This is a genomic window from uncultured Winogradskyella sp. (assembly GCF_947495255.1).
Classification (GTDB): domain Bacteria; phylum Bacteroidota; class Bacteroidia; order Flavobacteriales; family Flavobacteriaceae; genus Winogradskyella.
The window spans coordinates 356797-383686 of sequence record NZ_CANLYI010000003.1; the positions used below are offsets into that span (position 1 = coordinate 356797).

The 26890-nt window shown below is 31.9% G+C and carries 15 protein-coding genes; 3 read left to right on the forward strand and 12 right to left on the reverse strand.

Going from position 1 to position 26890, the window contains the following annotated elements; all coding sequences use genetic code 11:
* Nucleotides 1-23 precede the first annotated feature (23 nt).
* From Q0807_RS06495 to Q0807_RS06510, 4 genes are all read right to left on the reverse strand, one after another.
* Nucleotides 24-707 (reverse strand): hypothetical protein, encoded by a 684-nt coding sequence (locus tag Q0807_RS06495; RefSeq protein WP_299107738.1) that lies wholly within the window; start codon nt 705-707, stop codon nt 24-26.
* A gap of 50 nt (nt 708-757) precedes the next feature.
* The gene (locus Q0807_RS06500) at nt 758-1297 is read right to left on the reverse strand and encodes a hypothetical protein (RefSeq protein ID WP_299107741.1); all 540 of its coding nucleotides are present in this window, start codon (nt 1295-1297) and stop codon (nt 758-760) included.
* 119 nt (nt 1298-1416) lie between these two features.
* Nucleotides 1417-2349 carry a PorP/SprF family type IX secretion system membrane protein gene (locus tag Q0807_RS06505; RefSeq protein ID WP_299107744.1) on the reverse strand — a complete coding sequence of 311 codons (933 nt, stop codon included), beginning with the start codon at nt 2347-2349 and terminating at the stop codon, nt 1417-1419.
* Nucleotides 2350-2353: 4 nt separating this feature from the next.
* A complete protein-coding gene (locus Q0807_RS06510; protein ID WP_299107747.1) occupies nt 2354-10042 on the reverse strand; it encodes a BspA family leucine-rich repeat surface protein in 7689 nt (2562 codons plus the stop codon).
* A gap of 393 nt (nt 10043-10435) precedes the next feature.
* Here Q0807_RS06510 and Q0807_RS06515 point away from each other — a divergent pair, with 393 nt between their 5' ends.
* The 3 genes from Q0807_RS06515 to Q0807_RS06525 all read left to right on the forward strand — a co-directional run bounded on the left by Q0807_RS06515 (nt 10436) and on the right by Q0807_RS06525 (nt 16100).
* The gene (locus Q0807_RS06515) at nt 10436-11065 is read left to right on the forward strand and encodes an NAD(P)H-dependent oxidoreductase (RefSeq protein WP_299107750.1); all 630 of its coding nucleotides are present in this window, start codon (nt 10436-10438) and stop codon (nt 11063-11065) included.
* A 63-nt stretch (nt 11066-11128) separates the two neighbouring features.
* Nucleotides 11129-12322, forward strand: coding sequence for a DegT/DnrJ/EryC1/StrS aminotransferase family protein (locus Q0807_RS06520; protein ID WP_299107753.1), 1194 nt, complete (start codon nt 11129-11131; stop codon nt 12320-12322).
* A gap of 16 nt (nt 12323-12338) precedes the next feature.
* Complete coding sequence (locus Q0807_RS06525; protein ID WP_299107756.1) at nt 12339-16100, forward strand: transglutaminase domain-containing protein; 3762 nt, start codon at nt 12339-12341, stop codon at nt 16098-16100.
* A gap of 58 nt (nt 16101-16158) precedes the next feature.
* Here the strand turns inward: Q0807_RS06525 and ribB are convergent, their stop codons facing one another.
* The 8 genes from ribB to pheT form a co-directional block, all read right to left on the reverse strand.
* Nucleotides 16159-17307, reverse strand: coding sequence for a 3,4-dihydroxy-2-butanone-4-phosphate synthase (ribB, locus tag Q0807_RS06530; protein ID WP_299107759.1), 1149 nt, complete (start codon nt 17305-17307; stop codon nt 16159-16161).
* A gap of 35 nt (nt 17308-17342) precedes the next feature.
* Entirely contained in the window at nt 17343-19331 is a 1989-nt protein-coding gene (locus Q0807_RS06535; RefSeq protein WP_299107762.1) for an LptF/LptG family permease, read from the reverse strand.
* Nucleotides 19332-19349: 18 nt separating this feature from the next.
* On the reverse strand, nt 19350-19991 hold the full coding sequence (locus Q0807_RS06540) for an outer membrane lipoprotein carrier protein LolA (RefSeq protein ID WP_299107764.1): 642 nt from the start codon (nt 19989-19991) through the stop codon (nt 19350-19352).
* Between the two features lie 24 nt (nt 19992-20015).
* On the reverse strand, nt 20016-22469 hold the full coding sequence (locus Q0807_RS06545; RefSeq protein ID WP_299107766.1) for a DNA translocase FtsK: 2454 nt from the start codon (nt 22467-22469) through the stop codon (nt 20016-20018).
* A 45-nt stretch (nt 22470-22514) separates the two neighbouring features.
* Complete coding sequence (locus Q0807_RS06550) at nt 22515-23300, reverse strand: M15 family metallopeptidase (protein ID WP_299107768.1); 786 nt, start codon at nt 23298-23300, stop codon at nt 22515-22517.
* Nucleotides 23301-23379: 79 nt separating this feature from the next.
* A complete protein-coding gene (locus Q0807_RS06555; RefSeq protein ID WP_299107770.1) occupies nt 23380-23748 on the reverse strand; it encodes a diacylglycerol kinase family protein in 369 nt (122 codons plus the stop codon).
* Between the two features lie 4 nt (nt 23749-23752).
* Nucleotides 23753-24253, reverse strand: a complete 501-nt coding sequence (tpx, locus tag Q0807_RS06560) for a thiol peroxidase (protein WP_299107772.1) — start codon at nt 24251-24253, stop codon at nt 23753-23755.
* 190 nt (nt 24254-24443) lie between these two features.
* On the reverse strand, nt 24444-26870 hold the full coding sequence (gene pheT, locus Q0807_RS06565) for a phenylalanine--tRNA ligase subunit beta (RefSeq protein WP_299107775.1): 2427 nt from the start codon (nt 26868-26870) through the stop codon (nt 24444-24446).
* Between the last annotated feature and the right edge of the window lie 20 nt (nt 26871-26890).

A 26890-nucleotide genomic window follows, 5' to 3' on the forward strand; every position in this document is an offset into this window, starting at 1 on the left:
GATTGTAATAGGTTAAAGACTTTCTACAATGCTCCATTAATGGTAGCTATAAATGCTATTATAACAAGGAGTGTTAATATTCCTAATGCTAAAGCATAAATTTTTACTAAGGTATTTTTTACGGTTTTATTAGGACTAAAGTACTTCTGAAAAAAAGGAATACTGATAGGTATAAAAATAAGTAATAAAGTATATGCTGTAGAATTAACAAATGTTGCGTCGCTATTATTCTTTTTAACATAAATAGCTCTTGCAGAATAATGACAGATAATTGGATAGAGAACTATTAGGCCAACAAAATTGATAGTTTCTCTTGTTGCATATAAAACCCAAGTATAATTATCGTAAGAGTTGCTTAGAAAAGCAAATAAAGCCTCATAGACTAAATTATATAGTAGATAAAACAGAAATAACCCAAATGCAATACGAAACCATTTTACAGGAATGCCAAGTTTAGAATGTTCTACCGAAAGCGTTGTTGCTCTCAACCATAAAATCCAGAGTAAAAAAACTAAGGCAAAAAGTATAAAAACAACAATTAAAAGAATAGAAATCACTTGTATTTGTGATTCGAGTCCTTCCTTTAAATTACGAAGAGAAACCGAAAGAATGGTATGAAAGGCTATGACTATTAGCGGAAAAATAATTAGATAAATTGCTAATTTTTTAGGAGATAGCTTTAAGATATAATTTGAAATTTTATGCATACAATTGTTAACCTGTGTGTAATGAATAGATTGTTGAGGTTTTAGATTAATTAGTAACGAGAAACCTCAATACCATTAGCTTTTGCATAAGGAATTGCAATATCCATTAAATTTGAATGTAAATCCCAAAAATCATCTAAATTGGATTTTTCAAACAAGATTATTTCTTGGTGAATCTCAGATTTTGGGGCATTGTTATCTATAAGTTTAGCAATTTTTATGTATTCTGATTTGTATTTGTCTAAGGTGAATTCATGCAGTTTTAAAGAGGCATTTATCATTGCTTCTGTACTTGCTGTTACTTTTAAATCTTTAATCTCATTGATACTTTTTTCCATATTAGGAATGACGTATGTTGTTAAATGAGGAACAAGCATATCTTGCATATCATAAGTTTCATTTTCAAGTTTAATATACAATGCCTTTTGTGATTTTGCATTCATGTAGTTCTCAAAATCTTGTTCTCCAAATCCACCCAATAAATTAGTGTTTAGAGCAACTTTACCAAAATATTTTTCAGGACTTACGCTAAAACTGCACGACTGTGCTATTAAAATGAGAATTAAAATTGTAAAAAGTTTTGTTTTCATGATGGTTAAATTTTTGATTTTTTTTCACATTACAAAACTAATTTGGATTCAAATTTCTCAATACCCTGAAAACCGTTAAAATATAAATGTAAACAGGGATTATTTAGTTACGTTTAATGTTACTTATTACTATAGCCTTTGTTAAACTGATAACTTAAAATAAAACCATGAGTATTACCTAAGGGTGAGTTGTTTGTTGTTAAATTATAATTATAAATAAGTCGAAAATTATTAAATAAATATACACCAGCTAATAGATTAAGTGAGTTATTAGTTCTGTAACCACCACCAAGCTCAAATTTGTTTCTAACACTAACAGCAATATTAAAATCTACTTGTAAAGGAGCACCTTTTTCATGTTTTAATAACACATTTGGTTTAATAAGTAAATCTTGAAAACGGTTGTTAAAAAATCGATATCCAAAATAACCGTAATAGGTATTAGAAATATTAAAACTCTTATCAGACACCAGAGCATCACCTATAACATTAGGTGAAGAAAAACCAACATAAAACGTATTGTGATTAAATAAAAACCCAATACCTATTGTTGGTACAGTAGCACTAATATCTTCAGCGAAAATATGATCATTGGTAATACCTAATTCTGTGAGGTTGTCTTGGTATTGTTGTAGGCCTGCAGTCACACCAAAAGAAAGTACACCTGGATAATAGTTTTGCCAATAAGGACGGTCACTATCAAAATCAAAATATATTTTATAAGCGTATGCTGCAAAGAAACTTGTAGATTTTGTTACACCAATCTCATCACTAACAATACCAGCTCCAAGTCCTACCTTTTTTCGGTTAATAGAACCGTGTCCACTTAACGAAAAACTCTTTGGACTGCCATCAAACGGACTAAAATAACCCGAATTGCTTATAGAAAACTCCGTGTTTGACGTGAGTCCTGCATAAGCCGGATTTATAATAAATGGATTATAGTTGTATTCTGAAAACGAAGGTGTTTGCTGCGCAATAACCGTATTTGTCAAAAGCGTTGTTAATCCAATAATTGTAGTAATAACTATTATTTTTCTTCTAAAATTCATCTAATTATCTTTTAATAACAACGTAACCTTTTAAAGTTTTAAAATTGTGCTCACCACTAATTGAAAATTGAAAGAAGTAGGTGCCATCAGGTAGTTTACCAGCTCCCATTTTAGTCTTTTTATTAGCGACTCCTCTAAATACATTAGATGTGTTATTATAATCATCAATCTGAAAAACTAAATCGCCCCATCTATTGTAAATACTTACGGTGTTATTAGGATGGTCTTCAATGCCTTCAATATTCCAAAAATCGTTAACACCATCACTATTTGGTGAAAAACCATATTTGACATCATTTTTCGGAACGAGTAGTGTAGTAAATTCGCTTTCTGAACAGTTTTCAGCTTCTCCATTTATGTTATACGGAATGATTGTGATGTAGTAAGTTGTTATGCTTTCTAGCTCATCGTCAAAACTATAGGTTGTTGTAAAACCTACATCTAAATTATCAACAATGTCAGTACCTCCAGATTCTGTACCTACAGATAATATATAACCATCAGCATTTGATATGGCTTCCCATGTTAAGTCAGTTTCTATAAAGACATCAATTTCACTATCGTACGGACTTAATAGTTCAGTACAAACAGGCGTTTTAACAATATCAAATATCTCTGAACTACAGCCTATTGCTTCAATAGTTCCATTAATAGGAATGATTGTTACAGCTACTATTTCATTGCTTAAAAATAAACTTGAAAAGTCGTAAAATGTATCTGTGGTTTCAAAATCTGAAACATTATTACTTGAAGTTCCGGTAATAGTGACTTTATAACTCGTTGCATTAGATACAGGATTCCATGTAATTTGAGTCAGATTAGTCGCAACATCAAAAGCACCATTTAATGGACTCGCAAGAGTAGTACAACTTGGTATTTCAGGAATAATAGTAAAACTTTCTAATGTACAACCAATAGCTTCAACAGTTTGATTAATAGGAGTTATAGTTACCGTTACAACCTCATCATTAACAAATGGATTAGTAAAATTGTAAAAAGTATCAGTAGTTTCAAAATCGGTAATATTGTTATAGGCAGTACCAGAAATAGTTACTTTGTAAGATGTTGCATTTGTTGCAGCATTCCATGTGATTTGATTGAAGTCTATAGCAACGTTAGTTTCACCATCTAAAGGACTAGCTAGAGCAGTACAATCTGGTGTTACAGGAATAATAGTAAAACTTTCAGTAGAACAACCTAAAGCTTCTACAATTCCATCCATAGGAATAATAGTTATAGAAACTACTTCGCTATTTATGAATGGATTTGTGAAATTGTAGAAGGTATCTGAAGTTTCAAAATCGGTAGCATCATTATTAGTAGTGCCAGAAATAGTGATTTTATAAGAAGTCGCGTTTGTCACAGCACTCCAAGTGATTTGATTTAAATCTGTAGCAATGTTAGTAGCTTCATTAAGAGGGCTCGCAAGAGTAGTACAACTTGGTATTTCAGGAATAATAGTAAAACTTTCTGATGTACAACCAATAGCTTCAACAGTTTGATTAATAGAAGTTATAGTTACCGTTACAACCTCATCATTAACAAATGGATTAGTAAAATTGTAAAAAGTATCAGTAGTTTCAAAATCAGTAATATTGTTATTGGCAGTACCAGAGATAGTTACTTTGTAAGACGTTGCATTTGTTGCAGCATTCCATGTAATTTGATTGAAGTCTATAGCAACATTAGTCTCACCATCTAAAGGATTAGCTAGAGCAGTACAATCTGGCGTTACAGGAATAATAGTAAAACTTTCAGTAGAACAACCCAAAGCTTCTACAATTCCATCTATAGGTATAATAGTTATAGAAACTATTTCGCTATTTATGAACGGATTTGTAAAGTTGTAGTAGGTATCTGAAGTTTCAAAATCGGTAACATCATTATTAGAAGTACCAGAAATAGTGACTTTATAAGAAGTCGCGTTTGTCACGGCATTCCAAGTGATTTGGTTTAAATCTGTAGCAATGTTAGTAGCTCCATTAAGAGGGCTCTCAAGAGTAGTACAACTTGGTGTTTCAGGAACAATAGTAAAACTCTCAGGTATACAACCAATAGCTTCAACAGTTTGATTAATAGGTATGATAGTTACCGTTACAACTTCATCATTAACAAATGGATTAGTAAAATTGTAAAAAGTATCAGTAGTTTCAAAATCGGTAATATTGTTATTGGCAGTACCAGAGATAGTTACTTTGTAAGACGTTGCATTTGTTGCAGCGTTCCATGTAATTTGATTTAAATCAACTGCTACATTTACAGCACTATCCAAAGGACTTGCAAGTGTAGTACAGTTTGGTGTTTCAGGAATAATAGTGAAACTTTCTGATGAACAACCTATAGCACTTTCCGTTGTATTGAATGGGATAATGGTTACTGTAACTATTTCACCATTTAAAAATGGATTGGAGAAATCATAAAACGTTTCTATTGTTTCAAAATCTGTTATATCATTGTTTGAAGTGCCTGAAATTGTTATACGATAAGATGTTGCATTTGTAGCGACATTCCAAGTAATTTGATTTAGATCTACAGCAATATTTGTTGTGCCATCTGTAGGACTTGTGAGATTTGTACAAACAGGCGTAGTAGAAATTGGGTCTTCAGTAGTAAATGTTTCTTCACTACATCCCGTTGCATCACCTATGGCGTTATAAGGAATTATAGTAACATAATAAGTCCGAGTATTCTCTAAATCATTAGGAATGTCGTAAGTAGTCATGTTGCCAACATCTATACTATTAGCAACTTCAATACCATTGCTCGTAGTACCTATACTAATCAAGTATCCTGTTGCATCTGCAACAGCATTCCAAGAAATATTTGTGTCTATTAGAACGTCTATTTCATTATTAATAGGACTAATTATACTTGTACATAATGGAGGACGAGGAATAGTTTGTGTTGTAAAACTATCTGTAGAACAACTGTTGGCATCACCTTCATCATTGTATGGTGTAATTGTAACCTCTATTAATGTTTCTTCAGGTAAATCCGTAGTGAAATCATAGGTAGTTATATTTCCAACATCTTCATTATTTAAAATAGTAACTCCTCCAGGATTGGTCACTGCAGTAATTCTGTACCCATTAGCATTGGTAATTGGTGCCCAATTTAAATCTGTACCAACTTCAACTTCAGTAGCTCCATTTATCGGGAACGTAAGATTTGTACAATCCGGAATTGTTGCTGCATCTGTTGATATTGTAAAGCTTTCTTCAGTGCATGGTCCAATAGCATCGCCTTCATCATTATAAGGGATAATGGTTACATATACAGTTTCTCCACCAACAAAATCACTAGGAAATTCGTATGAAGTAACATCACCTAAGGTCTCATTAATAACAGTTCCGCTTGGTTGTATAGTGATTTCTAATTTGTATCCACTGGCAAATAACACGTCTTCCCAAGTTAAATTGGTATTTACTGGTACGTCTGTAGCTGCATTTAGCGGTAAAATTAGTTGCGTACATTCTGGGATAGGACAATCTAAAATATCACCAACTATTGTCCAGCCATAATTATCTATTATTGCTTGTCGTTCTTGCAATGCATCACAATAGAGTAGAGTATTGGCACCTAGTGTAAGTCCTGGTGTTAATATAAGGTCTGACCAAGCAATTAAAGTTGCATCATAGTTTTCTCTAGTTAATGCAGTATCATCTAGCATGTTATTTACATTTGTAACATTACTCATATCCCAAGACACCAAGTTTTGATTAAAAGCTGTAGCATCTCTAAACATACTTCTCATGGTTACAGTACCTATATTCCAGGTATCCATGGATTGATTATAAGCTATAGCATCTCTAAACATATTCTCCATGCTCTCAACACCAGTTACGCGCCAATTATTTAAAGTTTGATTGAATACTGATGCACCATAGAACATATTCTCCATCGTAATTACTTTACGTACATTCCAACTATTTATTTCGCTATTAAAAGACGTCGCATCCTGAAACATACCTTCCATAGTTGTAACAGAGGCTACATTCCAACTATTCATTGCTTGGTTGTAGGTTGAGGCATCTCTAAACATTTCCTCCATAGTGGTTACAAACGATACATCCCAAGCATCTATATCTTGATTAAATAGTGTTGCACCTTTAAACATTTCTTGCATATTTTGGACTTCTCCTGTATCCCAACTATTTAATGGTTGGTCGAATGCAACAGCGTCTTCAAACATGGACATCATATTTGTTACCGAAGCAACGTCCCAATTATTTATTGGGTTGTTAAATAGGGTAGCGCCTTTAAACATAGCATTGGTAAGTGTTACTGAACTTACGTCCCATGAACTTAAAGGCTGATCAAAGCTTGTAGCATCTTCAAACATAGAAGACATAGTAGCAACAGCACTAACATCCCAATTATCAATAGGTTGATTAAAAAGCGTTGCACCTTCAAACATAGAACTCATATTAACGACAGAGTTAACGTCCCATTGATTTAAAGGTTCATTAAAGGCTATAGCGTTTTCAAACATGCTGGATGTTGTGAGTACATTTGTAACGTTCCAGCTATTAATATTCTGATTAAATAGAACAGCGCTAAAGAACATACCGTTCATGTTAGTTACTGAAGAAACATTCCAAGCATTTAAAGGTTGATTAAATGATGAAGCACTCGAAAACATTCTATACATTGTAGTAACACTGTTAACATTCCAATTGTTTAACGGCTGATTAAAATCTGAAGCACTAGCAAACATTTGACTCATATTTGATACATTACTAACATTCCATGCATCTATTGATTGGTTAAAAGTGTCTGCCGAGTAAAACATTTCTTGCATATCATTAACGTTGATAACATCCCAACTACTTATATCGTTATCAAAAGCATCGGCATTTTCAAACATTTCTTCCATTGTAGAAACACTAGTAACGTCCCAATTGGTTAATGGTTGATTAAATGCAGTTGCACCCTTAAACATGCTCTCCATGGTTGTAACATTAGCAACGTTCCAATTGTTTATAAGTTGATTAAAGGCTGTTGCTGTTTCAAACATTCGTTGCATATTGGTGACATTAGCAGTATTCCAATTGTCAATATTTTGATTAAAAGTGTTTGTTCTAAAGAACATTAAAGACATGTTAGTCACATTGCTAACATCCCAATTGTTAAGCGGCTGATTAAATATTTCGGCAACACCAAACATCCCATACATATTAGTAACATTACTTACGTCCCAAGAATTTATATTACCATCAAAATTTCTACAAACTATAAACATTCTGCTCATATCGGTAACGATAGAAATGTTGGGTATATCAGTTGCTAGATATTCCATGTTTGTACAACCTGCAAAAGCACCTTGCATGCTCTCCCAAATTTGTGTTCCCCATTGATCTATAGATAATAATTTATAGGAGTCACTATTAAATTCTTCGTGTCGTGGTGCAGGAAAATCACCAATTATACTAATCGTATAAATACCTGGAATTAAATACGTATGAGTTAGGTCTCCTGTAACATTATTGTTGTACTGACCATCTCCCCAATCTATAGAATAGTTATAAGTTATTCCTGATCTTGTTTGAAGTTTAAGTTGATTGATTGGTGTCGTTTGATTGCTATATTGAAGTTGCGTATCATACGTTAATTTAAAGGCGTCTGGGCTATTAACCCAACTATCAACTGTTTTAAAATAAATTTCTTCGCATCCAACAGCTGGTCCTTCATCGTTGTATGGAATTACAGTGACGTAAACATTATCACCAGGAAGAAACTCGTTGGTAAAAGTGACGCTTACAACATTGCCAACATCTTCATTATCAAAAATTACTTGTATTATATTACCCATATCATCTTCGCGACGTATACTTACATAATAACCTGTGGCGTTTGGTGCAGGATCCCAAATAATATTTGAGTTTGCTGGGACATTAAGATCACCATCAATTGGTGAAATTATAGTTGTACAAATTACATAGGAGCAATCAACACTATCACCTGTGATGTTCCAGTTATTATTATCGATAAGGTTTTGTCTTTCATCCAAACTGTCACAATAGGTAAGTGAAGTAGCACCTAAAGACACGTTGTTTTGTACGTTTTGAGCAGACCAACTAATTAATGTATTGTCATAATTTTCTAATGTGAGATTAGAATTACTTAGCATATTAGTCATAGTCGTTACGCTAGTAACATTCCAAGATCCTAAGTTTTGATTAAATACAGAAGCACTATTAAATGTACTTGTCATATTTGTAACGTTGCTAACATCCCAATTATCTAAAGGTTGATTAAATACAGGAGAATTATAGAACATACTACTTATATTAGTAAGCGCAGTTGTGGTCCAATTGTTTAATGGCTGATTAAATTGTTCAGCTTGATTGAACATACTACTCATGTTATTTACCAGAGTTACATTCCAGTTTTCTATAGGTTGATTAAAATTTGGTGCGTAATTAAACATTGAAGACATATTGGTAACGTTAGCAACATTCCAATTACCAATTGATTGATTAAAAGAACAACGTCTAAACATTGCACTCATATCTGTAACATTATTCGTTACCCAATTATCTAATGGCTGATTAAAAGCAGTGCTGCCAAATAAGCCATCAAACATACTTCGCATGCTAGTTACGTTACTGACGTCCCAACTATTTATAGGTTGATTGAAATCTCTTGCTCTTTCAAACATTGAAATCATTGAGGTAACGTTACTTACATCCCAATTACCTATAGGTTGATTGAATACTGTAGCTTCATCAAACATATTATCCATTAAAGTTACATTAGAAACAACCCATTGGTCTAACGGTTGATTAAAATCATTAGCATCGCTAAACATACTGGTCATGTTGGTGACATTACTTACATTCCAGTCGTTTATAGGTTGATTAAAATCTCTAGCATCTTCAAACATTTCAGCCATGTCTGTAACATTTGCCACATTCCAAGAGTTTAATGGCGAATTATAAGTTGACGCATTTTTAAACATGCGGTACATTGTAGTTACTTGATTAACACTCCAATTATCTATATTTTGATTAAATGAAGAGGCTTCGTTAAACATGTTAGACATATCAGTAACCGAAGAAGTGTTCCAGCTATCTAAAGGTTCATTAAAGTTTCCTGCGTCATAGAATGTTTCAGACATATTAGTAATAGCACTCACATTCCAATTATCTAATGGTCTATTGAAAATAGTAGCATCTGCGAACATTCCCGATATATTGGTAATAGTTGAGGTATTCCAGTTATTGAGAATTCCATTAAAAGAACTACAATTTCTAAACATGTTTTGTAAACTAGTAACCTGCGATAAGTCAGGTGCATCTATGGCATCAAAATTTAAGTTAATACAGCCCCAAAATGCATTTTCCATACTTTGCCATTGTATATTTCCCCAACTAAGAATCTCTTCAATTTTTAATTTATCACCTGTATTATTAAAATAGATTTGAGGGAAAATTCCAGATACATTAATGGTATAAGTACCTGTAGTGGTGTAAGTATGCGTAATGTTTCCGTTAACGTTAGTATCTGTATTACCATCTCCCCAATCTACAGTGAAATTATAGGTTAAAGTTGGGTTTGTTGGTATTTCAATCTGGTTGTCTAGAGTGGAATTATTAGTTGTATTAGTAGTGTTCCAAATAGCACTAAAATCTTGTGAGAAAGCATTAATGCTAAATACAAAAGTTAGAAATAATATAAGTTTTTTAATCATATCTTAAGGAGGTCTTAATCTAAACAAAAGCAGATTTTTAGCACATGCTTAAACCTATTAATATCGACGAAAATACAAAAAAATAGGTTAAACGGTAGTTTTTATCTGATTTTTAGTCAATTTTACATTTTTGGTATTAACGGAATCAATCCAGAAATAATTTTTTTACATGAAAGAGTTTTAGTTTTTGCTGTTACTATAAAATTATACTTTTTCAATATTTACGAATTCTTTATTTCTTTATAACAAAACTAATGTGGATAATCATTTCTCAATACCCTGAAAACCGTTAAATTTTAATTAACCTTAATTATGCTTTCAAAGTTTATATTTCAGTATGTATTGTAGATTTGACCATTGCTTAATTCCGTATTTTTACAAAAAAAAAACAAAATGTCTATTATAGAAAAATTGAACTGGCGCTATGCTACCAAAAAATTTAATGACTCAGAAAAAATTTCTAAAGAACAACTTAACACCTTAAAAGAAGCATTTAATTTAACCGCTTTGTCTTATGGATTACAGACGTTAAAAATGGTTGTTGTAGAAGACAAGATTAAGCGAGAAAAACTTGTTGGTATGTCTTATGGTCAGCGTCAAGTAGCAGATGCATCTCATTTATTAGTACTCTGTATTCAAACTGAAATTGATGAAAAAGATGTGGATGAACATTTTGAAACAATTAAAACGATAAGAAATACACCAGATGCAATATTATCACCTTTTAAAGCTCAATTACAGTCATCGATTAATGAGATGACCGTGACTAAAAAAGTGGATTGGGCAACAAGACAAGCCTATATTGCTTTGGGAAATTTAATGACCGTATGTGCAGTAGAAGGTATAGATAGTTGTCCTATGGAAGGCTTTGTTCCTAAAGAATTAGATGCAGCATTAGGATTAGATAAGTTAGGACTTACTTCTGTTTTACTTTTGCCAGTTGGTTTTAGAGCCGAAGATGATATGTTTTCAGGTTTTAAAAAAGTGAGGAAATCAATTTCTAAAACAGTTATAGAATTGTAGCTATTTTATTACGTTAAAGATTTTAAAATAGTATATATTTACTAGTAAAATAAAAATTTAAATATGCCAGGATTTGAATTGTTCAGTAATTTAGAACGAAAAGAAGTTAACGATGTATTAGACAATGGCGTTTTAATGCGCTATGGTTTTGATGGTATGAGAAATGGCCATTGGAAAGCAAAAGAATTGGAAGCAGAACTTGCAACCACATTTCAATCTGAGCATGTACAATTAGTATCGAGCGGAACAGCTGCAGTTTCAGTTGCATTGGCATCTGCAGGTGTTGGAGCAGGTGATGAGGTTATTATGCCAACCTTTACATTTGTAGCAAGTTTTGAAGCTATAATGATGTTAGGAGCAATTCCTGTTCTTGTTGATATCGATGATACGTTAACCTTAGACCCAAAAGCCGTTGAAGCTGCTATTACACCCAAAACCAAAGCAGTAATGATTGTACAGATGTGCGGCAGCATGGGTAATATGGATGCGTTGAGTAAAATCTGTAAGGAATATAATTTGATTTTTTTTGAAGATGCATGCCAAGCTATTGGAGGATCATACAATGGTAAACCTTTAGGAAGCATTGCTGATTTAGGTTGTTTTTCATTCGATTTTGTAAAAACGATAACATGTGGAGAAGGTGGTGCAGTCGTTACTAACAATAAAGAGTATTACATCAATGCTGATCATTTTAGCGATCATGGACACGACCATGTAGGTAATGATAGAGGTGCAGAAACACATCCGTCTTTAGGATATAATTTCAGAATTTCAGAATTGCATGCTGCAGTTGGCTTGGCTCAAGTGAGACGCTTACCAGAGTTTATTGCAATTCAAAAAAGAAACTTTACTGTTTTAAGAAATGCTCTGGCAAAAGTACCTGGTGTAACTTTTAGAACAGTTCCTGAAGGTGGTGAAGAAAGTTATGCCTTTCTTAATTTCTTTATGCCAGATCTAGAGTCTGCTCAAAAAGTGTCAGAATCATTTAAAGCTAATGGTATTGATGCCTGTTGGAATTACTATCATAATAACTGGCATTATATTAGAAAATGGAACCACTTAAAAGACCTAAAATCGTTATATCCAATTTCTTCCGAAGTTAAAAAAGGGTTGGAATATCTTCAAACTAAAACCTTTGATCAATCAGATTTTTACATTTCTCGTAACATTTCTTGTTTAATTAAATTATCTTGGACTGACGAAGAAGTTAGAGCTAGAGCAGAAAAAATGGCTCAACTTATTCAAGCTATTAATTAATTTTTAAATCACATTTATGCAGAAAACTTTATTATTTATTGCAGTTGTTTCTTTATTTTCCTTCAGCTGTATTGCACAAAACAAAGACTACTCAAAATTTTGGGAGCATTTACTAACTAACGAAAGAGCTGAAGCGGGTAAGATAATCAGTAAAAATAAAAGTACTGATATTGAATGGCTTATTATGACAGAGCTTCATAGAAACGAGTCTGGAAAAATTAACAGGAATGACGCTTTTTTAAAAGAATTCTTAAAAAAAGAAGACTTTGAATATTATCTATTTGCATTTTGGAATAAGTCCTTTCTTTTTGATGATTATATTGATGAAGGTTTTAACAGTAACACTTTTGAAACCTTAGATAAAATACGTGCATTGAAATTAAATAATATTGATTTAAAAGATGCAGTTACTTATATCGATGCTATAAGAAATAGACATAATAATAACTGGGAAGGATATACTGCGCTTAATGCAGAAATAAATGCGATTAGAGACTGGCAGTATTGTGGGAGTTTTGAAAACATGAACAAAAGTGGATTAGATAAATTCTATGAGCCCGAAAAAACTTCAGCAAATAATGTAGATTTTGATGCAAAAAGTAATGGAATCATTAGATGGTACGATGGTAAGAATGAAAAGGAAGCTTATCAGTTTTTTTCAAACCATAATGAGTACGGCTCAAGTGTTAATTATGCGCAAACGTTTATAAATTCAGCAATTGATCAACGCGTTATCTTAAGAGTTGGTAGTGGGTCAGCATTTAAGATTTTTTTTAATGATGTTGAGATCTATAAATATGATAAAGATGTTTCAACAGACCTTAATGGTTATGAAGTTTTAGTTAATTTACCAAAAGGGAATAATCGTTTATTAATAAAGTCTGCAGAGAGTAATTCTAATTCTTATTTTATGGTTGGTGTTTTCGATGAAAACAAGAAACCATTAAATAATATAACGACTTCTAATAAACCGTCTAGCTATAACACATCTGTACTTTCAGCATTAAATCCTGTTGAAAAGAAAAATGATTTCGAAAACTATTTTGAAACTAAAATTGCGTCGCAACCAGATAACTTTCTTTATTCATATGCCTTATATAATTCTTATTTAAGAAACTCAAAATATGATGAAGCTAGAGATGTTTTAATGCCATTTTATAAAAAGTACCCAAAAAGTTCTTTATTAAGAAGTGCATTAATGACGACTTATAATTTAGAAAAAGATTATACATCTTCTAATGAATTAAGTGAGAATATTGAGCGTGACGATCCAGATTATTACTTGCCAATTATTAATAAATTAAATGAGTATGGTGAGCTTTCTAGGCTTTCTATGGATGAGTTTGAAGAATATATAGAAAAGTTGAAGAATGCTTTTGATTCGGAAATGATAAAAGGTGCTGCGGATTTCTTATATCATGCAAGAAAAGAAGATTTAGCAGGTATAAAAGCAACACTAGAGCATTTAAATACATTAGCAGAAGATTATAATAATACCAATCTTAAATTACGATATGCACCATTATTTGATCAAATTTTTCAAGATCAAGATAGAACTATAGCCGTTTTAGAAGAAATTTCTACTAATAGCTTTAGTTTAAGCGCAGAAAATAAATTGATTAATTACTATGATAAGAAAAATGAAAAAGATAAAGTCATAGATTTAATTGATAAACACTACAATGAATTAAAGAGTGACAATTCTTATTTAAAACGAATTGTTAATCGGTATGTAGAATATCAAATGTTTGATAAGGCATTGCCTTATACTGAGGAAATGCTTAAAAATTATCCATATAGTTTTACTACAATGGAACTTAGAGGTGATATTTTAAAGCAATTGGGCAAGACTAAGGAAGCTTTGGTTTATTATGAGCAAGCACTTGCTCATAATAGTGGTGATTCGGGATTGAGAAAGAAGATTAATGATGTTTCTAAAAAATCTAATCTTATTAATGAGCTGGTTTTAGAAGAAGCGTACGATTACATAACCGAAAACAGAAATAACATTACAACTAACAATTACGGTTTCAATATTTTATTAGATGAAGCTAATATCGAAGTTTTTGAAGAAGGTGGTTTTAAGTACCGTTATGTTTACGTTTATGAAGTAACGTCTAATAGTGGAGTAGAATCTTTTAAAGAGTATAATTTAGGTCTAGGAGGTTCTTATAAATTCTTAAAATCAGAACTTGTAAAACCAGATGGCAGTATTGTACCTGCAGCTCGTAGTGGTTCTAATTTAGTATTTAATGATATTAGTATAGGAGACGTTGTTTACATCGATTATGAAGGTGTTGCTACAACTACAGGACGTTTTTATAAGGATATTTCAGATAAAATGCAGTTTGATTCTTTTCACCCAATGGTATTTACATCAATGGACATATTAGTACCAAAATCTAGTCATCTTAATTATAAGTATATCAATGGAACTTTAAAACCAAAGATTACTAAAAAGAAAGACCACATATTATACCAATGGGAATTAAAAGATGCTAAAACCACAGAATTTGCTGAGGATTACATGCCAAATTCAGTAGATCAATTAGGGTATCTTCATTTTAGTACTATAGAAAGCTGGAATGATATTGCTGTTTGGTATTCTGATTTGGTAAGAACAAGAATTGAAATTAACTCTAAGGTAGAAAGCGAATTTAAAAAGCTCTTTCCTAATGGTCATAAAGACTTAAGCGAAGATCAGCGTGCTAAAATTATTTACGATTATATAACGTCTAACTTTAATTACAGTTATGTAAGTTTTAAGCAAAGTGGCTTTATTCCTCAAAAACCAGCGAAAACTATAAATACAAGTTTGGGTGATTGTAAGGATTTTTCAACCTTGTTTGTGACATTGGCAAAAATGGCTGATTTAGATTCTAACTTAGTATTAGTCCTAACTTCTGATTACGGGAGAAACAATTTAGTGTTACCGAGTACAGATTTTAACCATTGTATTGCTAAAGTAATGATTGATGGTAAGCCGCAATACTTAGAATTAACAAGTAAGTATTTGCCTTATAAATCATTGCCAACAAGTTTAAGAGGTGCAACGGCTTTAGAAATTCCTTTTGATGCTGAAAAAACGAATGAGACTTATGATTTAATTCATTTAGATAATGTGAGTAGAATAAAATCTAAAGTGAATAATAAAATTGAAATAGATTTATCTGACGAAAGCATGAATCTTAAGGTAGCAACAGAAGTAGTAGGACATAATACAGCTTATTATAAAGAAGTATTTAGCGAACCAAATACAGAAGTTGTAAAGAAATCTATGACGGAAGATTTTAACGCTAAACTTGTAGATGATTTTACTTTAAATTCAGTTTCGGATTATGAGCAAAACAATGATACTGCTGCAATTTCTTATAAAGCTGATATAACATTGAATAAGAAAATGAGCAGTATTGGTTCAATAAAAATTCTACAATTACCAATTATTACACATCCTTATGAAAATTCTATTATACAATTAGAAGATAGAAACTATCCTATAAATTATATACAGTATGAAACTGTAGATAGTTACTATACAGAATATAGTATTGACATAGAAGAAGGACAGATTTTTGTTGAAATACCAGAAAGTAGAAACTTTGAATTTAAGAATCATAAGTATTCAGTAACGTATAATAATCCAAAGCCAAATAAGCTTAATGTTGTAATTAAAGCAACAACACCTTATGATGATGTAATACCAGAAGATTACAAAGCTTATAAAACATATGTAAAGAGTATTTTAGATGCAGAAGCTGAGTATATTGGGTTTAAGTAAAACCTATTAAATTCAATTATAAACAAAAAAAGCCACTCATTTGAGTGGCTTTTTTTGTTTAGTAATTAGTATACTCAACAATCTCTAGACCGTAGCCAATCATTCCGACACGTTTAGTTTGAAGACTATTAGATAATAATTTGAGTTTGCCAATTTTAAGATCATGTAAGATTTGAGCACCAATACCAAAATCCTTGCTATCCATACCTAAACTTGGCGCTTTTATCAATTGACCTTCAACTTGACTCTCTTTAAGAATTGAAAGACGTGTTAATAAATTCATAGATTCAGGTTGCTGATTAATAAATATAATAGCGCCTTTACCTTCGGTATTAATGAGATTAAACATGTCATCTAGTTTCTTATCTGCATTGTTGGTTAAAGTCCCAAGAATGTCATTATTAACTAATGTTGAGTTTACTCGAGTTAATATAGGTTCATTAGATTTCCAATTACCTTTAGTTAAGGCAATATGGATTTGATTATTTGTAGTTTGTAAATAAGCACGTAATCTAAATTTACCAAAGCGAGTCTCAATATCAAAATCTTCTTTCTTTTCAATTAAAGAATCGTACTCCATACGGTAAGCCACTAAATCTTCAATAGAAACTATTTTAAGATTAAACTTCTTAGCCACTTTTATTAATTGAGGTAAACGAGCCATTGAACCATCTTCGTTCATAATCTCAACGATAACGCCTGCAGGTTCAAATCCAGCTAAACGTGCAAAATCAATTGCAGCTTCTGTATGGCCTGTTCGTCTTAAAACTCCACCTTCTTTAGCTACCAATGGAAATATATGACCAGGTCTTGCTAGTTCAAAGGGTTTTAAATCATCTTGAACTAAGGCTTTAACCGTTTTTGCTCTATCACCAGCAGAAATTCCTGTACTTACACCATTTCCTCTTAAATCTACAGAAACCGTAAAGGCAGTTTCCATTGGGTCAGTGTTGTTTCTTACCATCATGTTAAGCTCTAAATCTTCACATCTATTTTCTGTAAGAGGTGCACAGATTAAGCCACGACCATGAGTTGCCATAAAGTTAATCATCTCTGGTGTAACCATTTCTGCAGCTGCTAGAAAATCGCCTTCATTCTCACGGTTTTCATCATCTACAACAATAATAACTTTGCCTTGTCTAATATCTTCAATTGCTTCCTCAATGGTATTAAGGTTTATCTTAGTATTTATAGTATTAGTTGTCATAATTTAAGTATAGATTTATTAATACAAAGGTAAGGTTATTTTATGTTTTGAAGACAGCTCATATAAAAGTCTTGCGTAATCTTATTCCTTAAAACAAGATATTTTAAAGGGTAAAGAGGAAGCGTAATCATATGAATTAAAGGATTAATACGCTTACCTTCTAAGTTTGTAGTTTTATAGAATTTAGAATAAATAATAGCATCAACAACAACATAAATTATAAAAAATATAAATGCTGTGATACTCAATGTTATTGCGGTCTCTGCCAATTCTGGTAGCTTATTATTTCTAAATATAAAAAACAATACTAATAGAATTGCACCAATACAAAAGCTGATTAAACTTGTTTTTGAATAATCTTTGTAATCTTTTAATAGAACTCTAGCTTTTATAAGTTTATCCGGAACTTCTAAACCTTCAGACTTTAAACCTTCAAGCGGAATATTTCTTTCTAAGATGCTATGTAAAGCAATCTCTTTTGGTTTTTTATCTATATCAAATTCATCTTGTTTTTTAATAATTCCGACTAACTCTTCTATTGAATATTTTTTGTAAAAATTAAAGATTTTAGTGTCACTCTCAGAAAGTTGAACCTTATTTTTTGAAGCGAATAATCGTTTTAATGGCACTGTAATTGCATCAAATTGAAAAACACCTTTATCATTAGTGGCTCTTGTTGTTAAGTAAATACTAAGTGGTAACATTATGGCTGTAGAAAGCCAAGACCCAATAACAGGACTGAAACTTCCTTTTTCAGCACTGTTTTTTGCAAAAATACCGAAGAAATGATACGTTAAGAAAAGTACTATAGCAACAACCATTGGTAATCCTAGTCCACCTTTTCTAATTAATGCGCCCAAAGGTGCACCAACAAAAAAGAGAATAACACACGCAAATGCTAATACAAATTTATCATGTAATACTATAATGTGTTTATTAAGTCTTATTTTTTTTCCTTCAAATGACTTATTGTTGGAGTCAATAATTTGTCTTGTACTGTTAGCTGAATTTAGAGCTAAGTTTAAAATTTGAACTTTTTGATTCGTATTAAATAGTTTAAGAATGTTTTTGCCTGTAAACACTGAATCGGTTCTTGTAGTGTCAACATTTAAGTTAAGAGCCGCATAAGAACTTCGATTATATAAGGTGTTAGATAAGGCATAATAATCATCTTTCTCTTTGCCTTTAAGACTATCAATAGTGTATCTCAGTTGTGTTACATCTAACATGTTATATCTGTCAGAGTGATTTTTTTCGTCTAAATCATCAGAATTAAGAATTTCTAAATCTACATTAATGGTGTAGCTATCAAAATAACTTTTAACATGTGGGTGGTCTGGATCAATGGAACGGTTATTACCTAAAATTTCTTCGTAATAGTTACCGTTAATTAATTCAAGTTGAAGAATATTAGAGTCTGTACTACTTTTTAATTCCCCTTTTTCTGCAACAATAACAATATAGTTTCCAGATTTTTTCTTGTCACTTTTTTTATGAATAAGCACACCATCTAAAAACTGACCTCTATCTCCAGATTTCTCGTCAACTTTAATGTTAATGTTTCCTATCTCGTTAAATTGACCTTCTGCAATAGCTAAAGCTGGTTTTACTTTGGCAATATTTCGTCTTAAATTATAGAAATTATATTCTCCCCAAGGAATAACATTATTGGCAAAGAAAAACGAAGCGATTCCTAAACCTACAATAAACACACTTAAACTTCTCATAGCACGTTGCAATGAGATTCCGGTAGATTTCATGGCTGCAAACTCATAGTTTTCCGCAAAGTTTCCAAAAACCATTATTGAAGATAACAAAATGGTAAGTGGTACAACCAAAGGAATTAGCTTAGGCATGTAATACAAAATGAATTTTGCAGTCACCATAACATCTAAATCCTTACCAGCAAGTTCAGCAATATATAGCCAAACACCTTGTAAAATAAAGATGAACATGAATATAATAAAGACGCTAAAAAACGTCCTTAAGAATGTGATAAGTATGTACCTATCTAGTATTTTCACAAAGTTATGATTTTGAACTTAATCTATTTTATTGATATAATAATCGCTGTACTTACTTTCGTCAAAAGTAAATAAGGTTTTTGAAATAGGTTGGTCGGTTTTAAAAGAATTAACAGTTAATGTTGTTTTAGTTCCGTTCTTACCTACTTCGATTAAGTTATAAATATGCTTTGTAGTTGCGTCAATACCTAATAGTACGTGCTTTATCTCAGAATTTGTATCTATTGGACTGAGTTTAACGTATTGAATTTTTCTTCCTTTTACCGTCTGAACGATATCCATTTTAAAAATGTAACCATCTTTGTAAAACGATAACATTTTACTTGGTGTAATAGTGCTTTCGTCTTCTGTATTGTCTGTTGAAATGGTTACTTCTTCATCTTCAGGACTAATAGTATACAATGTTTTACCATCATAAATACGTGTAATACCTAATATGTTAAGTTTATATTTTTCGCCTTCCATAACAACATCTCCACGTGTTTCTTGGCTAATATTTTCGCTTACGTTATTTAATTCGTATTTAAAATCTAAGCTAATGTTTTTGTAAGCTTTAATTTTTGTACTTACCTCTTTAAGTAATGTTTCTGCTTTTGCATCACTTTGTGCAAATGCTGTAAATCCTAAAGTTAAAAATGTTATTACAAATAATTTTTTCATGTGTATTAAATATAAATAATCTTATTAATTTTTTTCGTTTTCTAATAATTGATCTAGAGCAACTAAATCTGGCACTAAAACCTGTCTTGCTTTACTACCTTCAAAATTACCGACTATTCCAGCAGCTTCTAATTGGTCAATAATTCTACCAGCTCTATTGTAACCTAATTTCAGTTTTCTTTGCAGTAATGAAGCTGAACCTTGCTGTGCTGTAACAATAAGTTCTGCTGCATCTCTAAACAATTTATCCCTGTCTGATATATCTATATCAAGATTTGTGCCACCTTCTTCACCAACATATTCTGGTAATAAGTATGCATCTGGATACGCTTTTTGAGAACCAATGAATTCTGTTATTTTTTCAACCTCTGGAGTGTCTACAAATGCACATTGAATTCTTATTAATTCATTGCCTTGTGTATAGAGCATATCTCCACGACCTATTAACTGATCTGCACCAGAACCATCTAAAATGGTACGCGAATCTATTTTACTTGTTACCCTAAACGCAATACGTGCTGGGAAATTCGCTTTAATGATACCTGTAATTACGTTTACAGATGGTCGTTGTGTTGCCACTATTAAGTGAATACCAATGGCACGTGCTAATTGCGCTAAACGTGCAATAGGTGTTTCTACTTCTTTACCTGCTGTCATTATTAAATCGGCAAACTCATCAATGACTAAAACAATGTAAGGTAAAAACTGGTGTCCATCGTTTGGATTTAATTTTCTTGCTTTAAATTTGACGTTGTATTCTGAAATATTTCTCGCAAATGCATTTTTAAGCATTTCATAACGGTTATCCATTTCAATACAAAGTGAATTCAATGTATTAATAACCTTAGCATTATCCGTAATAATAGCATCTTCACTATCTGGAAGTTTTGCTAAATAATGACGTTCTATTTTATTAAAAAGTGTAAGCTCTACTTTTTTAGGATCAATAAGCACAAATTTTACTTCTGCAGGATGCTTTTTATAGAGCAAAGAGGTAAGTACCGCATTTAATCCTACAGATTTACCTTGACCCGTCGCACCAGCCATTAACATGTGTGGCATTTTTGCTAAATCGACTACAAAAGTTTCGTTGCTAATAGTTTTACCAAAAGCAATTGGTAATTCCATGGTAGACTTTTGGAATTTCTGAGAAGCAATAACCGAACGCATTGATACAATGGTCGAATTCTTATTTGGTACCTCAATACCAATAGTTCCTTTTCCAGGAATAGGAGCAATAATCCTAATACCTAATGCTGCAAGAGATAAAGCAATATCGTCTTCTAGATTTTTAATTTTTGAAATCCTAATACCTGCATCTGGGACAATTTCATAAAGTGTAACTGTTGGTCCTATGGTAGCTTTAATACTAGAAATACCAATTTTGTAGTTGTTTAATGTTTCTACAATTCGGTTTTTGTTTTCTTCTAATTCTTCTTGGTCAATAGAAATCCCTTCGTTATCGTATTTCTTTAATAAATCTAAAGTTGGAAACTGAAATTTTCCTAATTCTAAAGTAGGATCAAACTGTCCAAAATCTTCAACCAATTTATCAGCTAAATTATCAGTTTCAGATTTTTCTTCTTCAACAGCTTCAACTTCAACTTTTAATTCTGGTATATCAACCGTTTCTTCTTTTGGTTTTTCTGTAACTTCCATCGTTAGCTTTTCGGCTTTAACTTCAGGCTTAACTTCGGTTTTAGTAACAGGAGTGGAGTGGTTAGATATTGTAGGTTCTGTTTTTTCTAATGGAATCTCAAAAGCAGATTTAATAGCTTCAGCTTCTTCAGTTAAATTATTATCAAAACTAACGATGGGTTCTTTTTTGCTTTCTTCTGCTTTTAAATCTTCTTTAATTGAGCTTTTTGCACTTTTAAAGGTATTAACAATACTTTCTCCTGTTACTTTAAATCTAATGGCTAAATACGTAATAAGTCCAAAAGCTAATAAAAGAATAGTTCCAATTTTGCCAATATAGTCTTGAAAATACGTGTTCATTTCAAAACCAATGGTTCCGCCAAGTAAATCGTATTTATGCGTGAAAAATCCGAAGAGAATGGATAACCAAATAACAATTAGTGTTCCCCAAATCCAATGTTTTCTCAGCTTTACTTTGTTTAAGTTTAATGCGACATAAACACCTGAAAGAAATATTAAGCCTGAAAATATAAAAGAAGGTAAACCAAAACCTTTAGTAATAAAGAATTCGCTCACCCAAGCACCAAGTTGGCTTGCCCAGTTTTTGTATTCTGTAGAACGTTCTGGGAAGCTATGTAATACACTTTGGTCTTCCTTACCAGTAAAGACGAAAGATAAAAATGAAATAAAAAGAAGAAGACCAATAATAATAAGTAAACTACCTAGTATAAGTTTATGCTGGCTTGTGAGCTTAAATGCTGGCTTTTTCACCTTAGGTGTTGCTTTAGCTTTAGGCTTTGCTTTAGTTGTGGTTTTCTTTTTTGTTGTTTTTTTTGCCATTTTATGCCGAATTGTTTTCGGTACTATTTCCTAATTAAAGGGAGTCTATTGTTTATATTCTTTTGCGTTTTTAGAAACACCATTTACGTAGTCTTCTATTATGTTTAGGTCTTTTGCCATTTCGGCACCTTCAAACCCATTAATGTCTTTTGTCGTAATATTAGAGTTATAAAATTCTAAATAGTCACTTGCTAATGGTAAATAAGACCAATGCCATTTTTCGAGATTGTAACCTGTTCTGCCATTTTCTTTGTTAGTATACACTTGGTAAAATCCGTAAGTATTGGCATTTTTATTTAACCAATCATAGATGCCTTTTCCTTTTCCTGTGCTAAAATACGAATTAGTTAAACTATTTAGGTCTAAATCTGTTCCCCAATGATGACGAGATGAACTTGGCATAGAGCTATACTCTAAAATTTTCTTAGCTCTGTCTATAGGTTCTAGGTTACTATATCTTTTCCATTTACGTTCCCAAATTGCTTTTTGCTCATTAAAATTGCGAGTGCCGGATAATATAATTAAATCAATGCTATCAATTTTCGCTGCTTTGTGCATTTCTAAAAACGCAGTATAAACAGCTTTATTTAGATATAAAGTTTTTGCTGAATGTTCAGAGTTAACTTTTATAAACGTTGAATCCGTTTTATAATCAAACTTACCTAGAACAAGTGTTTTGCTACTTTCTAAATTTGGTTTTACAACGGTTTCAGTAGTATCAATGGTATCTTTAGGAATTGTCAAAACTTCCGTAGCAGCAATTTTATCTGGTTTTGTATTGCAGCCCAACAGCATAAAAATCATAAAAAATGTAGCAAGAAATGATTTCATTATAAATCTTAAATGTGTTGTTGAATTTTAATGGCACAAAAATACAAATATGAAACGTTTATTCTAGTGCTTTTGGTATTTATAGGAATTTAGGAAGATAAATAATTCCTGCAATTATTACTGCTATGATGGAAGCGATAAAAACAGCTCCAGCTGCAACATCTTTTATGAGGCCTATTTTTTTATGATATTCTGGATGAATAAAATCTGCAATGTATTCAACCGCAGTATTCATGCCTTCCATACTCATTACAATACCAATCATAATAAGTTGAGCCATCCATTCGCTTTTAGAAATATCAAAATAAAAGCCAGCAATAGTGATTACAATCGCAATAAACAATTGCACCTTTATGCTAGCTTCTGTTCTAATAAGAATGAGCATGCCTTTAAAAGCAAAGCCTACACTTTTTAGTCTATTAACTAAAAACGATTCTTTTTTTTGCATCAAATTATTTCAGAGCAGTTAAAGCCGCTTCGTAATTTGGCTCATCTGCAATTTCAGAAACTTGTTCTGTATATAGAACTGTTCCGTCTTTGTCTACCACAACAATACATCTCGATAATAATGGTGCTAAAGGCCCAGTTTTAAACGTTAAACCGTAATCGTCACCAAAGCTTCCTGTTTTAAAATCGGAAAGACTTTCTACATTATCTAAACCTTCTGCGCCGCAAAAACGTGCTAAAGCAAATGGTAAATCTTTAGAAATACATAACACCTTAGTAGCTTCTAATGCGCTCGCTTTTTCGTTAAATGTTCTAACGGATTGAGCACAAGTACCTGTGTCTATACTCGGAAATATATTTAGCACCAATCTGTTACCTTCATAATCAGATAAAGATTTAGCAGATAAATCTGTTGCTGTAAGTTTAAAATCTGGAGTTTTACTGCCAACTGCTGGTAAACTTCCTGTAGTTTCTATAGGATTTCCTCCTAAAGTTATATTAGCCATATTCTTTTAATTTTTGAGTGTTAAAAATAAGAACTTTTAAGTGTAATAGTATTAAATAAACGATAATATTTTAATTCTAGTCTTTTATATTAGAAAGCTGATAATTGCTATTTTTTAAATTGAAAAACCTCATAAAGCAAACTCTAAACGAGCATATCTTATGAGGTTTTATCTATTTTAAATTAATCTTCTATCTCAACTCAGCACCAAGCTTAGTTTCAAAATTAGATTGTAGTTTAGACATTATTTTGTCAATTTGCTTATCGTTTAAAGTTTTGTTTTCATCTTGAAGAATAAAACTCACAGCATAACTCTTTTTGCCAGCTGGTAATTTTTTGCCTTCGTAAACATCAAATAGATTCACACTTTTAAGCAGTTGTCTTTCGGTTTGTTTAGCGATGGTATCTATCTCTTCAAAAGTCACTTTGTTATCTAATAGTAATGCGAAATCGCGTTTTACTTCTGGGTATTTAGAAATTGCCGTAAACTTAATTTTGTTATGCTGCGCCATTTCTAAAACGTTGTCCCAATTAAAATCAGCAAACAATACATTCTGAGAAATTCCAAAATGCTTTAATACTGATTTTTTAACCAAACCAAAGTCAACCATTTTTTTCTTTCCAACAGAAAAACTCATGCCTTCACTAAAAACGTCCGATTTAATTGGTGCAGACTTCAATTTTGTTAAACCTAATCGTTGTAATACAACTTCAACCGTTCCTTTTAAATAAAAGAAATCACTTGGGTTGCTAGAACTATTCCAACGTTCTTCATTTTTATTTCCAGTTACAAAAACAGATAAGTGTTTATGTTCTTCGCGAGCTTCAGCATATTGATGGTAAGTTTTACCAAATTCAAATAACTTTAAATCATCTCGCTTTCTGTTAATGTTATGCGCTACAGCTTCTAATCCAGAAAATAATAACGACTGACGCATTACTTCTAAATCGCTACTTAACGGATTCAACATTTTTACATTATGCTCTTCGTTTAAATCAGCACTTAATTCTATATACTTTGGCGTTGTTAATGAGTTAGCCATTATTTCATAGAAGCCTTGAGAAGCCAATTGATTTCCTATTATATTTTGAAGTTTATAATCTTCAAATCTAGATGAGTTAGAAATTGACGCATTTAATTTAGTCGTTGTAGCGATATTATTGTAACCATATACTCTTAGTATTTCTTCAATAATATCAGCTTCACGTTGCACATCATTTCTATAAGCTGGTACAGTTAAACCTAAACCTGCTTCTGTAACATTATTTATTTTTATGTCTAAAGATGATAAAATACTTTTTATAGTTTCCTTAGGGATTTCTTCACCAATTAATTTTTTAGCATTGTCAAAACTTAATCTTACTTCAAAATCCTTGATTTTCTTTGGGTAAGCATCAACAATATCACTAGTGATTTCACCACCTGCAATTTCAAGAATTAGTAAAGCCGCACGTTTTAATGCATATTCTGTAAGATTTGGATCAATTCCTCTTTCAAATCTAAAAGAAGCATCTGTATTTAAAGCATGACGTTTAGCTGTTTTACGAACACTCACAGGATTAAAATAAGCACTTTCTAAGAAAATACGTGTTGTATTATCTGTAACACCAGAATCTATTCCGCCAAAAACACCTGCTATACACATTGGTTTTTCTGCATCGCAAATCATTAAATCATCTTCGTGTAATTCGCGCTCAACACCATCTAAAGTGGTGAATTTTGTACCAGCTTCACAGGTTTTAACTTCAATTTTATTATCAGCTATTTTATCAGCATCAAAGGCATGTAAAGGCTGTCCTAATTCATGTAAAACATAATTAGTTGCATCTACAATATTATTAATAGGAGCTAAGCCAATAGATTTAAGGCGATGTTGTAACCAAGCTGGTGACGCTTGTACCTTTAAGCCAGAAATAGTAACACCACAATAACGAGGTGCTTTTTCTTTGTCTTGTACATCAACATCTATTTTTAATGCTCTAGCATCTACATGGTAAGAACTTACAGAAGGTGTAATTAACTCTAAAGACACTTCCTTTTGTAATAAACCTGCTTTTAAATCTCTTGCAACACCATAATGACTCATAGCATCAGCTCTGTTTGGTGTTAAGCCAATTTCAAAAACCTGGTCATTTTCAACTTTAAATAAATCTGAAGCTAGCATACCAACGTTAAGGTCAGCATCTAAAACCATAATCCCATCGTGACCTTCACCAAGACCTAATTCGTCTTCTGCGCAAATCATTCCGTGGCTTTCTTCGCCTCTAATTTTACCCTTTTTTATTTTCCAAGCTTCACCTTCGGCAGTGTAAAGTGTTGTGCCAATAGTAGCAACAGGTACTTTTTGTCCGGCTGCTACATTAGGAGCACCACAAACAATTTGTACAGGCGCATCTGCACCAATATTTACGGTCGTTACCTTTAAACGGTCTGCATTTGGGTGTTGTACACAAGTTAAAACCTCGCCAACAACAATACCTTTTAATCCGCCTTTTACAGATTCGTAAGTGTCAATACCTTCTATTTCTAAACCTAGGTCAGTTAATAAATCGCCAGTTTTTTCTGCGTCCCAATCGGTTTTTATAAACTGCTTAAGCCAGTTGTATGAAATCTTCATAATTTTATTTTAATAGAACC